This window comes from Ruegeria sp. BHSA123 (genome assembly GCF_059613425.1).
In genome coordinates, this window is record NZ_JBXWSL010000032.1 from 20548 (window position 1) to 33852 (window position 13305).

Here is a 13305-nt window from a genome sequence, read left to right on the forward strand (position 1 = left end):
AGACATTTCATGGTCCGGAACCCCCGGGCCATGAGGAGACGATGATGCCCACTCTGACACCGCCGCAGGACTGCCATTCGATGCGGGATCTGCGGGTTCAGATCGACAGGCTTGACCACCAGCTGATCGGGATGCTGGTGAGGCGCGCAAGCTATATCGACCGCGCGTCTGAGCTGAAGCCGGGCGAGGGCCTGCCCGCCCGCATCCCGGACCGGGTCGAGGATGTGGTGCAAAAGGTGCGCGCCAGTTCGCAGGCGGCGGGGATGGACCCCGATTTGTCCGAAACGCTCTGGCGCATTCTGATTGACTGGTCGATTGCACGTGAGGAACGTGTGCTCGGCCCCGAGTAAAGACCGGGCGCGTTCTGCGCCCGTTTGGGTTTTGAAAGAAGGGACCAAAGGATGGTAGCGCAGGTTATCGACGGGAAGGCCTTTGCCGCCAAAGTGCGCGCGCAGGTGGCCGATCAGGTTGCAAAGCTGAAAGAGGAAAACGGCATCACCCCCGGCCTGGCCGTGGTTCTGGTGGGCGAGGATCCGGCCAGCCAGGTCTATGTCCGCTCGAAAGGCAAGATGACCGTCGAGGTCGGCATGAACAGCTACGAGCACAAGCTGGATGTGGAGACCTCCGAGGCGGAGCTGCTGGCGCTGATCGACAAACTGAACACTGATCCGGCGGTGCATGGCATTCTGGTACAGCTGCCGCTGCCAAAACACCTGAACGAGGATCTGGTGATCAACTCGATCGATCCGGCCAAGGATGTGGACGGCTTCCACATCTCGAATGTGGGCCTGCTGGGCACTGGTCAGAAATCGATGGTGCCCTGCACCCCGCTGGGCTGCCTGATGATGCTGCGCGATCACCACGGGTCGCTGTCGGGCATGGATGCGGTTGTCATCGGTCGCTCGAACATCGTGGGCAAGCCGATGGCTCAGCTGCTGCTGGGGGACAGCTGCACTGTGACCATCGCGCATTCGCGCACCAGGGACCTGCCGGATGTGGTGCGCCGCGCCGATATTGTCGTGGCCGCTGTCGGCCGCCCCGAGATGGTGCCCGGCGACTGGATCAAGGAAGGCGCCACCGTGATCGACGTGGGCATCAACCGCATCGAACGCGATGGCAAGACCAAGCTGGTCGGCGATGTCGACTATACCAGCGCCGCCGAGCGCGCCGGCGCCATCACCCCCGTCCCCGGCGGCGTCGGCCCCATGACCATCGCCTGCCTGCTGGCTAACACCCTCACCGCCTGCTGCCGCGCAAACAAACTCCCCGAACCAGAAGGCCTGACCGCCTGATACACGCGGGGCCGGATCGGACCCTTCGGACCGGCCCCCTTTTTTGGCAGGCAAAGCTCCAGCCAAATCGTCCCCTGACTGCATGGGCAAAGCGCCCTGAATGGGTTTGACAGCCGAACAAATCATGATATCCCTGTAATCCCAGCTGGTTACAGGTGAAGGCACTATTGTGTTTGACACATTCGGGGTGAACTATGCTAATTCATGCACAAAAGCGGTATGACGTCTAAAATAAGTATAATCCTGAAGGCATTTTCACCGCAACGTGTGGTAGCGGGTTTGGTCTTTCTTCCTTTACTTGCATATGCGTTTCCACCCTTCCTTGATTCTGACCTGTCATTTGGACTGCGGCTTGTATTCTGGGCGGGAGTGATGGTCCTTGCTTTGACGGTTACCGGGCTTGCCAGAAAGCTGATGCGGAAGAACCCCGTTTTCCTGAATGTTCCGGCGAGGGATCTGGCATTTGTTTCTTTGACCTTGGCATTGTTCACGCCTTCACTTTGGATGTTGGCCTGGGTTCTTTTCACCTGTGGTGGATACATGGCGCCGGACGCCGAGAGGGTTGTGGTTTATGGCGCTTTGTTCGCGACAGGCTTGATGCTTGTACAGCGCAACGATCTGAATGCCGCGGCAATTACTGAATCTGATCTTGAAAAACCACGACTTGTCAAACGCTTGCCACCCAGATTCAACGGGCAGATCTATCGCTTGACCGTTCGGGATCACAACGTGGATGTTGTCACCTCAGAAGGCACCTTCACGCTCCGGTCGCGTTTCACAGATGCGATTGCCGAGATGGAGCCTGTCCCGGGTCATTGCTCGCACCGTTCGCATTGGGTCACCGACGCATCCATTGTAAGTGTCGAAAGGGAAGGCAGTAAAACCTATCTGAAATTGATCAATTGTGATCTGGTTCCGGTCAGCCGGAAATACAAACCGATGCTGGAAATGGATGGCCTGATCTGAACCTATTGCGGCATTGGCAACATGTATGGACGCGGACCTGTGAGGATCGCCATCGCCTGCGATCCCATCAGTGCCGACAGCACTTGATCAGAGCTGCGAAGCCCCCCGGTAAAAGCGCCATAGGCCGGAAGTATAATGCGATGATCATTCAGCAGAAAAGCGGGGCGTGAAATATGACGTCCCTTGACCCTGATCCGGACTTTTGGATGGTAATGGCCGGAAACTTCTCCTCGCGCGGGATCCTGCGCGATATGACAGAAAACAAGCGGGCCACGGTGCCATTCGAACAGATGGGTCCCCCCCAGCTCAATAGGACCGGGATCGTGGTTCCCCTCAATCCAGATCCACTGACGTCCGGACTGTAAGGTCGCGATCCTTAGCATTTCTGATTTTGGCAGCGCCCGGGCAGCCTCAAGATCATCGAAGCTGTCGCCCAGACATACAATGGTTTTGGCGTTCGTTTGTCCCAGGTCATCTTTCAGGCGGTCCAGCGTTTCACGGCTGTCATAAGGCGGAAGTGAAGGCCCACCACGCCGCGCGACGCGCTCGGATTTACCCAGATGCAAGTCCGACACGCACAGCAAGCTTTCGTCTGGCCACCAAAGCGCACCGGACGGCAAAGCACACAGGCGCTGACCCGCAAAGGGAAACTCAAGTTCGTTCATGATACGTTCTTGGCCTGTTTCAGGGCCCGGCGCAAGCAGATCAAAGCTGTTCCAACCCCGCCGCTTGCAGCAGCCGCGCGCTTTCTTCCGCCAGAAGCCTTTCTTCGGCACTGCCTTTCACCGGCACTTTGCCAACCTCCAGAAACAGTGGCGCTGACAGGGGTGAAACACGCTCCAGCCGCACCAGATCAATCCTGTCGCCAATTCGGGCCAGCATTGTTTCGATCCGACCGAAATCGACAAGCCCACGCATGGCTTCCTCGCGGGTGATCTGCATCAATAGGTGATCGGGATCGTATTTCAGCAAGGTGTCATACAGGATATCGGACGAAAACGTAGCCTGCCGCCCGCTTTTGCGCTGCCCTGCCATGTTGCGTTCGATCAGACCGGCAATGGTGGCCGATGCACGAAACGTGCGCTTCATAACGGCGTTACCTGCCAGCCAGGTGTCAAGCCTGTCGCGCAGTGCATCGGGTTGAAGCAACGGACGGGGATCGGTAACCGCGTCCAGACCCCAGATCAGTGTGGCATAGTCCGTGGCGACAAAACCCAGCGGGGCCAGTCCGGTCTCCTCCATCCGTTTTGTCAGCAACAGGCCCAAAGTCTGTTGTGCATTTCGTCCGGCAAAGCCGTAGACGCAAAGATGTTCACGCCCGTCGCTGGGAAAGCTCTCGATGAGCAGCCGGTCACGCTGGGGCAGGCGGGACATCTGGCGCTGCAAATCCAGCCATTCAGACGTATGAGGGGGAAGCTGTGGCCAGTCAGTTTGGGCAAACATGTTCAGGATGCGGTCGCTAAGCTGAGTGGAGGTTGCGAATTTCGTGCCCGAGAAGGTCGCAATCTTTGGCTTTCGGTCAGCGTGCCGCGTGACTTCGACCACCATCTCGCGCAGCCCCTCATACCGCACGATTTGCCCACCGATCAGGAAGGTGTCGCCGGGCGTTAGCGAGGCAGCGAATGCTTCTTCTACTTCTCCCAGTGGCTTGCCGCCCCGGTTGCGTTTCAGACGAACCTTGAGCGTATCCGTGTCCTGAATCGTGCCCAGATTCATACGAATTCGCGATGCGGCGCGCGGGTCGCGCAGTTGCCATTGCCCGTCGGCGCCGTGTTGCAGCCTTTGCCAGCGATCATAGGCTTGCAGAGCATAGCCGCCGGTAGCACAGAAATTCAGGCAGGCGTCAAACTCGGCCCGCGTCAATTGAGCGTAAGGCCCGGCGGATGTCATCTCGGCATAAAGATCATCGGCGTTGAACGGTCCGGCGCAAGCGGCAATCAGGATATGCTGGCACAAAACATCGCGCGGGCCACGGCCGCGGGGTTCCCCATCCAGCTCATGGGCTTTGGCGGCCTCTAGCGCGGCGACGCATTCGACCACTTCGAAGCGATTGGCAGGTACCAAAAGGGCTTTGGAAGGTGCGTTATAGCGGTGGTTGGCCCGTCCTATCCTTTGCACCAGCCGTTTGACATTCTTGGGCGCGCCGATCTGGATCACCAGATCGACATCCCCCCAGTCGATGCCCAGATCCAGCGAACCGGTGCAGACGATGGCGCGCAAGTCACCCCGGACCATCGCCGCCTCGACCCGCTCGCGCTGCTGCCGGTCCAGACTGCCGTGATGGATGCCGATGGGCAGACCGTCATCATTGGCCAGCCACAGGTTGTGAAAGAATATCTCGGCCTGGGCGCGCGTATTGTGAAAGATCAATGTGGTCTTGTGCTGCTTGATCTGCTCCAGCACGGCTGGAATAGCATAAGCCGCGCCACCGCCAGACCAGGGCGGCATCTGCGACGTTTCCAGCATTCGGATATCCGGGTCCGGACCGGGGTCGGCCTGTACAATCTGGCAGGGATCAGGGTGGCGGGCCAGAAAGCGGGCAATCGCAACAGGATCTTCCACCGTCGCCGACAACCCGACGCGGCGCAGATCGGGATTGAGGCGTTGCAGGCGTGCCAGCGCCAGCATCAGCTGATCCCCGCGCTTGCTTTCAGCCAGTGCGTGGATTTCATCGACGATGATCCGCTGCACACCTTCAAACATACGCGGGGCATCCTCGTACGAGGTCAGCAACGCCAGACTTTCCGGCGTGGTCAACAGGATATGCGGTGGATCAGCCCTTTGGCGTTTCTTCTGCGTGGCTGAGGTGTCACCGGTTCGATCCTCGATCCTGACAGGCAGGCCGATCTCATCCACCGGGGTGCGCAGATTGCGTTTGATGTCGGCGGCCAGCGCCTTGAGCGGCGAGACATAGATCGTGTGCAATCCATTGTGGCCAGCATCCGCAAGTTCAGCCAGCGACGGCAGAAACCCGGCCATGGTTTTGCCGCCACCGGTGGGCGCAATCAGCAGTGTCGCCGGGCTGAATGCGCGGTCGAACATCTCTTGCTGATGCGGGTGGATGGACCAGCCTTTGGTGGAAAACCACGCGGCAATCCGTGCGGGAATCTGCGTCATGAACGCAGACTACCCGCCCCAGAGTGGTAATGGCACGGCGTTATTTGACGATTTTCTCGTCTTTGACGAACATGTTGGCCCAGGCCCGGTCGATCAGTTCGGGGCTCATCTGATAGGGGATGCCTTCGAACTCGCAGATCGAGATCATCTGGTCGATCAGAAAGATCGGTTGATAGTTGGCGTAGATGTTGTTGATGGTCGGGTATTTGACCTTCAGCAGGTGCACCAGCGCCGCCTCATCCAGCGGCATCCCGCGTTTGCGCGCAACCATGGCGAAAATCTTCAGGAAGTTTTCCTGATTCGGGCCGTCGATCTTGATCTTGAAGAAGATCCGGCGCAGGGCCGCCTGGTCAAATATCTCGTTCGGGTGGAAGTTGGTCGAGAAGATGACCAGCGTATCAAACGGAACTTCGAATTTCTCACCCGATTGCAGGCCCAGGATATCCTTGTTCTCTTCCAGTGGAACAATCCAGCGGTTGACCAGCGCCTGCGGTGGTTCGGCCTGACGGCCAAGGTCGTCCACGATAAAGATGCCGCCCGTGGATTTCAGCTGCAGCGGTGCCTGATAGGTTCGCGCGGTAGGGTTGTAAACCAGGTCCAGCATACTAAGCGACAGTTCACCGCCGGTGACCACGGTCGGGCGTTCACACTGTACATAGCGTGAGTCGAAACGTTTGCGGCGGCGCAGGCTGTTCGGGTCGTCGGCCTCCTGCTCGATCGCGGTGTGCACGATCGGGTCGTAGACCGTGATCACCTGCCCCGCATATTCGATGGCGTAGGGCACATAGACATTGTCCCCCAGCGCATCGCGAATGCCGTTCGAGATGGACGATTTACCGTTGCCCGGCGGACCATACATCAGGATCGACCGGCCTGCGCTGACTGCCGGGCCTAGATGATCCAGCAGGCTGTCGGGCAGAACCAGATGGCCCATGGCGTTGGTCAACTGGTCGCGCGTGACCTGAATGTTGCGGATCGATTGACGTTTGACTTGCTCGCGATAGACATCCAGCGGGACGGGCATCGCACCGAAATACTCGGACTGGCTGAGGGCATCCAGAGCGCGGGCCTTGCCGGCATCAGTCAGCTGATATCCCATCTCGTTGCCGCTGTTGGCGTTCAGCGTCCCCATTGCCTCAAGCAGCTTCTGCTCGCGTGCGATGTCGATCAGTTCCTGGGTCACAGCGCCAGGCAGACATATGGCCGCAGAAACTTCTGACACGGTGCTGGTGTTCTTGCGGAATATGGTCTTCAGCAAGATATCCCGCATCATCACCAGCGGAAGCTTCATTTCGCTTAACCCCTTCGGGGTAGGGGGGGCCATAACAGAGGAAGTCTGCATATTCATGCGCGGTGCTCGTTCGTCAAATTGTAACGCCAACTGCCCGAATAAGGGCGACTTGAAGGAAAAATGACCCAGCTTTGTGGCGGGACAAAGGCAGCGGCAAGGCGCGCTGATGATAGTTTACGAACCGAGAACAGTACCCAGAATCAGATACATGGCCAGCGAGCCACCCAGTGCGAACCCCATGGGGAACTGCTTGCCCCGATCCCAACTTTCCCAATGTGGCGCAATGGTGCGCAACCTTGTGATTTTAGCCAAACGATGCGTGACCACGGCGGCCAGAATACAGGCGGTCAGAATAAGCAGCACCAGCTTTAGATCGCCAAGCCAGACAAATGGCGCGGACGCGGCAAGAAACTTAGCGTCGCCCGCGCCCATTGCCCCTGACGCGTTCAGAAGAATGCCGAAAATCAACACCACGGGGATATGCAGAAGGTGCCAGAAATAGATCGGCATCGACACATTGATCAGCAACAGATGACCGCTGACCGTGCCGGTGGACCAGGGCGGGATGGCAACCAGCCCGACCACGACAAAAATCAACGCCAGCGCAACAACTGCATGGTTTTTGATCCGCATCTCACGCATATCCGTGAAGGCCACGTAAAAGCAGATCGGCAGCACGAAGGGCAGGAACCATGCCGCCGCCGCAGCGGGGATTTGCATGTGTCAGGCCTCTTCAAGCGCACGAAGCGAGCGGACCGCTTCATCGAAATGCTGCGGATGGGTGGCAATGGCCTCGCGGAACAGGTTTTTCGCGGTTTCTACATCGCCCTGCTTGACCGCGGAAATACCCATCGTATTCAGCAGTAGCGCCCGTTCAACCTGGGTCATCGGCACCACTGGAAGGCTATAGTTGCCCTGCGCTGACCGGGCCAGCACCAGATTATTCTTGGCAGTGAACAAAGAGCTGTCCTGGCGGACTGCGTCGGTGAACAGGCGTTCGGCCTCGGCATACTGGCCACGGGTCAGTTTCGAATACCCCCAATTGTTCATTACGCTGCCCGGGCGGGTGGTCAGCCCAACGGCCGTTTCATAGAAATGATCAGCCCGCTTCCACTCTTTCCGGGAATCCGCGACCACCGCCTCAAGGCGATAGCGTTTAAAGGTTTCGAACGTTGGGGGAACCGTATCCAGAACGGTTTTGGCCTGAGACCAGTCGCCATTTCGCACCAGCGCATCGGCGTACTCGACCTTGTCTGCGGCGTTCGTACCCTTCATTGTCGTCACGCGCTTCCACGCTGCTGCCGCTTCGGTGGTGCGTTTTGCGCGTCCCAGGGATATTGCCAACCCGCGCTGAAGATCGATGCGATCAGGGTTCTTGAGTGTGGCACCGTGAAAATAGGTCACTGCCTCATTCGGGTCGGCGGCACTCAACAACACATCGTTCAGGTTGGTTTCGTCAATAACGTTCACTTCCTGAAACGTCCGTTCCACTTTTTCCTCTTCGGATTCCTTTGCACAGGCCGAAAGGATCAGACTGCTGAAAACAACAGCCGGAATCAAGAATTGCTGGCGCATTTTTTGCGTCCTTTACTGCTCTTGCCTCGATTACTGGATTTTGCGTAGCGCGAATTGCCCGTCGCCAAGCTGCTCCAGTGTATATTCTTGTTGTTCTTGCGGGATATTATTAACAGGATTTTCCATTTTTGCGAGTGCTAAGCGCAGATTGTCGCGGATTGCGTCACTTTCGCCATTGTCCAGCGCGTAAGCCCGTTGAAAGACCTGCGCCGCTTCGGGGTACTCCTTTTTCTCCATCAGCAGAACGCCCAGATTATTCCATGCAACAGGCCAATCCGGATCGCCTTCCACGGCACGGCGCAGCAATTTCTCGGCCTGCCCTAAACGCCGCAACCCAAGATTGGCCGTACCCAGAGAGGTCAAGACCTGTGTCGTCATACCCTGGTCCAGCGCGGCGCGGGTAAAAGTATCAAGCGCCAGTTCGTATTCACCGGCAGCCATCAGCCGGTTTCCGACCTCGATATTGTCTTCTGCTTGTCCCCTGGGATCAACTCCCGGCGCATCCAGGCCGTTCGGCGACAGGCCTTCTGTGCAAGAAGCCACCATGGTGCAAACCACGGTGGCCTTAAGTATTCGGCGAAACCCGGACGGGAAGCACCAGAATTCAGCTTTCATAGGGTTTTATCATCCTGCGCGCCCGAAAGTTGAAATGACATTCGCCGACGGGCCGACCAGAATGATCAGCAGTGGCGGAACTGTCAGCATCATTGTGACAAGAGTCATCTTCGTAGGCAACTTGTTCGCAGCCTCCTCGGCGCGCATCACGCGTTTGTCACGCATCTCAGAGGCGTAAACCCGCAATGCTTCGGCAATGGATGTACCGAAAGTTGCCGACTGGATCATCACGGTGACGAATGAGTTTACGTCCTGTACGCCGCAGCGCACTCCGAAGTCGCGCAATACAGTGTCTTTGTCCTTACCGGCTTTCATCTCGTGTGCGACGGTTTCGAATTCCTGAGCGATATCGGGGTAGGAGGATTTCATTTCACCGGACACACGAACGATGGCCTGGTCCAGTGACTGTCCGGCCTCAACGCAGACCAGCATCAGGTCAAGCGTATCGGGAAAGCCTGCTGTAATTGCCTCTTTGCGTGCTTCGACCCGGCGTGTGATCCAGTATTTCGGGGCGAAATAACCAATTGCGGCTGGCACGAACACCCGGATCATCATTTGCTGACCGGTGAATTCCTGACCGTTTGAAAGGACCGTAATCAGCAGAACACCGACAACGATACCAATGATACCTAGCGAAAACTGCGCAAAGTGAAAGAACCGGACCGCATCTTTTGACCGATATCCCGCCTGACGCAGCTTCAGCTCAACCGCCGAATACTCTTCTTCGTTTTTCGGCTCCAGAAAAGTCGCGAATTTCTCAAGCTGCTCATTTCGACTGGAGTTTCGCAGTTGCTCTTTCTTGCTTTTTTTTGTTGCCCGCGGGGCCGCATTCGACCGCTGAAGTTTTTTCAGAGGATCTTCCGGCTGGCTCATGATCAGTGAGACAGCGACAAGAACCATGATCAGGCCAAGTACACCCACCACGATAAGGGGGCCGAACTCACCCAGGTGTTGAGTCAGCAGATCATTGATGTTGGTCAGAAATTCCATTGTGCTGCCCTCAGACCTTGATGTTGGTGATGATCTTCATGACGATCAGGTTCAGTGTCAGCAAAATGCCGACAACGAAACACGCAGGGATGAACCAGGGGTGGTCCAACACTTCGTCATAATACCCTGGGTCCTTGACCAGGATGAAAATCAGACACGCAATTGGGAAGCCAGACAGGAACTTGCCTGACCATTGTGCTTCGGCCGTGATTGCCTTGACACGCCGGAACAGGCGGAACCGCGCACGGATCACCTGTGCCAATCCAGCCAGAATTTCGGCCAGGTTACCACCGGACTGCTGCTGAATACCCACAGCAACCGCGAGGAACCGCAAATCCTGCATATCCAGACGTTCAGCCATATCCTTCAGCGCCTCGCCCACATCGCGACCATAGGCGCATTCATCCGCGATAACACCAAACTCGGTTCCCAGCGGATCCTGAACTTCGTTCGAAACAACCTGAATTGTCGAAACGAAAGGATTACCCACACGCAGCGAACGCACCATCAGCTCAACCGCGTCAGGCAGCTGCTCTTCGATCATTCCCATACGTTTCTTGGCCTTGTGGTTCACCCACGCGTAAACGCCGCCAATACCGATGGCGATTGAAATCGCGGCGCGCAGCGCTGTGTCTGTCGCGGTACCGATGCTCAGACCCACAAACGCCATGGCCGAGACCAGCGCCATGATCATGATCAGTTGACGGGGAGAAAACGCAATGGCGGCTTTTTGAGCCTTGTCAGCAAGCAGCGAATACAGAGGGATGCTCTGTGATTTCATGTGCTGCTGCATTTCCTTGCGCAGCTGCTCCAGAACCTGTTCGCGCCCGGCACCCTTTTCCAGCATGTCCAGACGCCGGTTGACCCGGCTGTTCAGTCTGATGGATTTGCCGAACGCAACCAGATAGATGCCCTCGACCAGGGCAAGAACCCCCACAAAGATGGCGACATAGATGATCGCCTCCATAGGCAATTGCATACCCGGTTCTCCTACATTGTGGTTGGGTCGTAGATGGATGCGGGCAGATCAAAACCCCACAGACGGAAGCGTTCCGAATAGTGGCTGCGCACCCCAGTTGCCGTAAAGTGACCGATGATCTTGTTGTCAGGTGTCAGGCCAACACGTTGAAAACGAAAGATTTCCTGCATCGAAATCACGTCACCTTCCATACCGGTAATCTCGGTGATCGAGGTCATCCGGCGCGAACCATCCTGCAATCGGCTGGCCTGAACGATTAGGTTCACAGCGCTTGCGATCTGGCTGCGGACGGCCTTAATGGGCATTTCGATGCCGGCCATCGCGATCATGTTTTCCAAACGTGAAATCCCGTCACGGGCCGAGTTCGCGTGGATCGTGGTCATCGAACCGTCGTGGCCAGTGTTCATGGCCTGCAACATGTCGATCACCTCGGCGCCGCGTGTCTCGCCGACGATGATGCGGTCAGGTCGCATACGCAGGGCGTTTTTCAGACAGTCGCGCGGGCTGACCTCACCTTTGCCTTCCACGTTAGGCGGTCGGCTTTCCATCCGGCCCACATGGGTTTGTTGCAGCTGAAGTTCCGCCGTATCCTCGATGGTCAAGATGCGTTCGGCATCGTCGATAAAGCTGGACAGAGCGTTGAGTGTGGTCGTTTTACCGGAACCGGTACCGCCCGACACGATGATATTAAGACGGGTTGATACGGCAGCCTGCAAATAGGCAGCCATTTCCTCGGTGAACGCACCGAAACTGACCAGATCATCAATACCCAGCTTGTCTTTTTTGAACTTACGAATCGAAACCAGAGACCCATCTACCGCGATAGGGGGCACCATGGCGTTGAATCGCGATCCATCGGCCAGTCGGGCGTCAACATAAGGGTTGGATTCATCAACACGACGGCCCACCGCAGACACGATCTTGTCGATGATCCGCATCAGGTGCTTTTCATCCTTGAACGTGATGTCGCTGATTTCCAGCTTACCGGCACGTTCCACGAATATCTGATGCGGTCCGTTGACCAGAATATCGTTGACCGTATCGTCCTGCAGCAGCGTCTCAAGCGGACCAAGACCCGTTACTTCGTCGTACAGTTCTTTGTTCAACTGCGATCGGTCATCGCGATTCAGAACGATGTTCCTGGTTTCCAGAACTTCGCTGGCGATTGCGCTGATTTCGGCTCGTAGCTCCGCTTCGGCTGCGGTCTCCAGAGCCGCCAGGTTCAGGTTCTCCAGCAACTCGCGATGCAGTTCGATCTTGATCTCACTCAGCCGTTCCTTGCGTTTTCGATCACGATCGGCCCCGGCAACCTCAGCCGTTTTTTTCTGAGGTTTACGTACGACGGCCGTTGCTGCGGGGCTGGGGGCAGCTTGTGCGGCGGGTGCCGCCGTTTCGACCGGCTGCGCTGCCGCTTTGACGGGCTGCGCTGCTGGCTGTTTTTTATATCTTGAGAACACGGCGATCCCCCCTTGGGATGATGTTACGCAGCTTCAGCGCTGCTGCTGCCAAGGCTGTGAAGTGATTTGGCCAGCTTCGCGATTTCCCGGCGAAGCGGGTTCTTGGCGGCTGAATTGGCCAGCGGCAAACCATGGTCGCCACTTTGCATGACAGGCTTGCCCCCATCAGGCAGCAGCAGGTCAATTGAGATGCCAAGGCTTTCCCCCATGCGTTTCACGCGGCTTTTTCCATTCAGGTCGGTGAATTTTGGGGCTCGGTTCAGCGCAAAGCGCAGCTTGTTGAAGGGCAGTTCTTCGGCCTGCAACGCGCGCTTGAGGCGCAGGGCATTCTGAGCGGACCGCATGTCGAGTTCGATCATTGCAAAATATACATGTGCAGCCTGCAAGACCGTTTCCGACCACAAGACCAGCGTCTTGGGCATATCCACAACCACATAGTCGAAATGTGTGCGCGCCATGTCAATCACGCGCTGGATGTCTTCGGGGGTAATCAGGTCCAATGGCACCATGTCGGATGGCGCGGTCAGAACTTGCAGTTTTTCTTCATATGTTTGAAGGGCTTGCGAGAAAACCTCGCTATCCATCGAATCCGTATCGGACAGCATTTCGAACACCGTCTCGCGACGCGCCAGGTCCAGATAGGTTGAAACCGTGCCGTATTGCAGATCCAGATCGATCAGACAGACGGACGGGGCATCCTTGTCCGATGCACAGGCCAGCTCCCAGGCCAGGTTCACCGCCAAAGTCGTGGAGCCCACGCCACCGGCAAGTCCCTGAACGACGAACAAAGCGCCTTCCTTTGATTCGCCATTTGCCAATGGAACAGCTGCGGCTTGTGCCATGACAACCGGATCGGGCTGCTTCATGCGTTCTACCGCTTCCTGCAATTCACCTTCCGGAAGCGGGTAGGGGACAAACTCGTCCGCGCCCTTGCGCAGCAGTTGGTGGAGCGAAGCAGGTGTGACGTCCTCGGCGATCAGGACGACCTTGATTTTCTTTTCCTTGGCCCGCGTGATGATTTCA

13 protein-coding genes are annotated in these 13305 nt (G+C 57.2%); 3 read left to right on the forward strand and 10 right to left on the reverse strand.

From position 1 onward, the window contains the following. Positions 1 to 44 precede the first annotated feature (44 nt). From AC2FNC_RS14565 to AC2FNC_RS14575, 3 genes are all read left to right on the forward strand, one after another. Positions 45 to 350, forward strand: a complete 306-nt coding sequence (locus AC2FNC_RS14565) for a chorismate mutase (protein WP_480496684.1) — start codon at positions 45 to 47, stop codon at positions 348 to 350. A gap of 51 nt (positions 351 to 401) precedes the next feature. After that, a complete protein-coding gene (gene folD / locus AC2FNC_RS14570) occupies positions 402 to 1292 on the forward strand; it encodes a bifunctional methylenetetrahydrofolate dehydrogenase/methenyltetrahydrofolate cyclohydrolase FolD (RefSeq protein WP_480518826.1) in 891 nt (296 codons plus the stop codon). 372 nt (positions 1293 to 1664) lie between these two features. After that, entirely contained in the window at positions 1665 to 2258 is a 594-nt protein-coding gene (locus tag AC2FNC_RS14575) for a LytTR family DNA-binding domain-containing protein (protein ID WP_496715702.1), read from the forward strand. Positions 2259 to 2260: 2 nt separating this feature from the next. On the opposite strand, the gene pdeM is transcribed toward AC2FNC_RS14575, so the two are convergent. The 10 genes from pdeM to AC2FNC_RS14625 all read right to left on the reverse strand — a co-directional run. Further along, a complete protein-coding gene (gene pdeM, locus AC2FNC_RS14580; protein ID WP_496715703.1) occupies positions 2261 to 2923 on the reverse strand; it encodes a ligase-associated DNA damage response endonuclease PdeM in 663 nt (220 codons plus the stop codon). Between the two features lie 40 nt (positions 2924 to 2963). Then, the gene (locus AC2FNC_RS14585) at positions 2964 to 5375 is read right to left on the reverse strand and encodes a ligase-associated DNA damage response DEXH box helicase (protein ID WP_480554479.1); all 2412 of its coding nucleotides are present in this window, start codon (positions 5373 to 5375) and stop codon (positions 2964 to 2966) included. Between the two features lie 40 nt (positions 5376 to 5415). Continuing rightward, positions 5416 to 6723 (reverse strand): DUF8689 domain-containing protein, encoded by a 1308-nt coding sequence (locus AC2FNC_RS14590; RefSeq protein ID WP_480473719.1) that lies wholly within the window; start codon positions 6721 to 6723, stop codon positions 5416 to 5418. A gap of 117 nt (positions 6724 to 6840) precedes the next feature. Next, entirely contained in the window at positions 6841 to 7386 is a 546-nt protein-coding gene (locus AC2FNC_RS14595) for a prepilin peptidase (RefSeq protein ID WP_480554478.1), read from the reverse strand. Positions 7387 to 7389: 3 nt separating this feature from the next. Then, positions 7390 to 8241 (reverse strand): tetratricopeptide repeat protein, encoded by an 852-nt coding sequence (locus tag AC2FNC_RS14600; RefSeq protein ID WP_480518837.1) that lies wholly within the window; start codon positions 8239 to 8241, stop codon positions 7390 to 7392. Positions 8242 to 8271: 30 nt separating this feature from the next. Further along, the gene (locus AC2FNC_RS14605) at positions 8272 to 8856 is read right to left on the reverse strand and encodes a tetratricopeptide repeat protein (RefSeq protein ID WP_496715704.1); all 585 of its coding nucleotides are present in this window, start codon (positions 8854 to 8856) and stop codon (positions 8272 to 8274) included. Positions 8857 to 8865: 9 nt separating this feature from the next. Then, the gene (locus tag AC2FNC_RS14610; protein ID WP_480604995.1) at positions 8866 to 9846 is read right to left on the reverse strand and encodes a type II secretion system F family protein; all 981 of its coding nucleotides are present in this window, start codon (positions 9844 to 9846) and stop codon (positions 8866 to 8868) included. 10 nt (positions 9847 to 9856) lie between these two features. After that, entirely contained in the window at positions 9857 to 10825 is a 969-nt protein-coding gene (locus tag AC2FNC_RS14615) for a type II secretion system F family protein (protein ID WP_496715705.1), read from the reverse strand. Positions 10826 to 10836: 11 nt separating this feature from the next. Next, positions 10837 to 12282 carry a TadA family conjugal transfer-associated ATPase gene (locus AC2FNC_RS14620; RefSeq protein ID WP_480473713.1) on the reverse strand — a complete coding sequence of 482 codons (1446 nt, stop codon included), beginning with the start codon at positions 12280 to 12282 and terminating at the stop codon, positions 10837 to 10839. Positions 12283 to 12305: 23 nt separating this feature from the next. Beyond that, positions 12306 to 13305 (reverse strand): CpaE/TadZ family protein (locus AC2FNC_RS14625; protein WP_496715707.1); only part of this gene is annotated, 1000 nt, incomplete at its 5' end.

Excerpts from the sequence above, each read along its gene's own strand:
- AC2FNC_RS14565 (WP_480496684.1), top strand. The coding sequence starts at position 45 with ATGCCCACTCTGACACCGCCGCAGGACTGCCATTCGATGCGGGATCTG.
- folD (WP_480518826.1), top strand. The coding sequence starts at position 402 with ATGGTAGCGCAGGTTATCGACGGGAAGGCCTTTGCCGCCAAAGTGCGC.
- AC2FNC_RS14575 (WP_496715702.1), top strand. The coding sequence starts at position 1,665 with ATGGTCCTTGCTTTGACGGTTACCGGGCTTGCCAGAAAGCTGATGCGG.
- pdeM (WP_496715703.1), bottom strand. The coding sequence starts at position 2,923 with ATGAACGAACTTGAGTTTCCCTTTGCGGGTCAGCGCCTGTGTGCTTTG.
- AC2FNC_RS14585 (WP_480554479.1), bottom strand. The coding sequence starts at position 5,375 with ATGACGCAGATTCCCGCACGGATTGCCGCGTGGTTTTCCACCAAAGGC.
- AC2FNC_RS14590 (WP_480473719.1), bottom strand. The coding sequence starts at position 6,723 with ATGAATATGCAGACTTCCTCTGTTATGGCCCCCCCTACCCCGAAGGGG.
- AC2FNC_RS14595 (WP_480554478.1), bottom strand. The coding sequence starts at position 7,386 with ATGCAAATCCCCGCTGCGGCGGCGGCATGGTTCCTGCCCTTCGTGCTG.
- AC2FNC_RS14600 (WP_480518837.1), bottom strand. The coding sequence starts at position 8,241 with ATGCGCCAGCAATTCTTGATTCCGGCTGTTGTTTTCAGCAGTCTGATC.
- AC2FNC_RS14605 (WP_496715704.1), bottom strand. The coding sequence starts at position 8,856 with ATGAAAGCTGAATTCTGGTGCTTCCCGTCCGGGTTTCGCCGAATACTT.
- AC2FNC_RS14610 (WP_480604995.1), bottom strand. The coding sequence starts at position 9,846 with ATGGAATTTCTGACCAACATCAATGATCTGCTGACTCAACACCTGGGT.
- AC2FNC_RS14615 (WP_496715705.1), bottom strand. The coding sequence starts at position 10,825 with ATGCAATTGCCTATGGAGGCGATCATCTATGTCGCCATCTTTGTGGGG.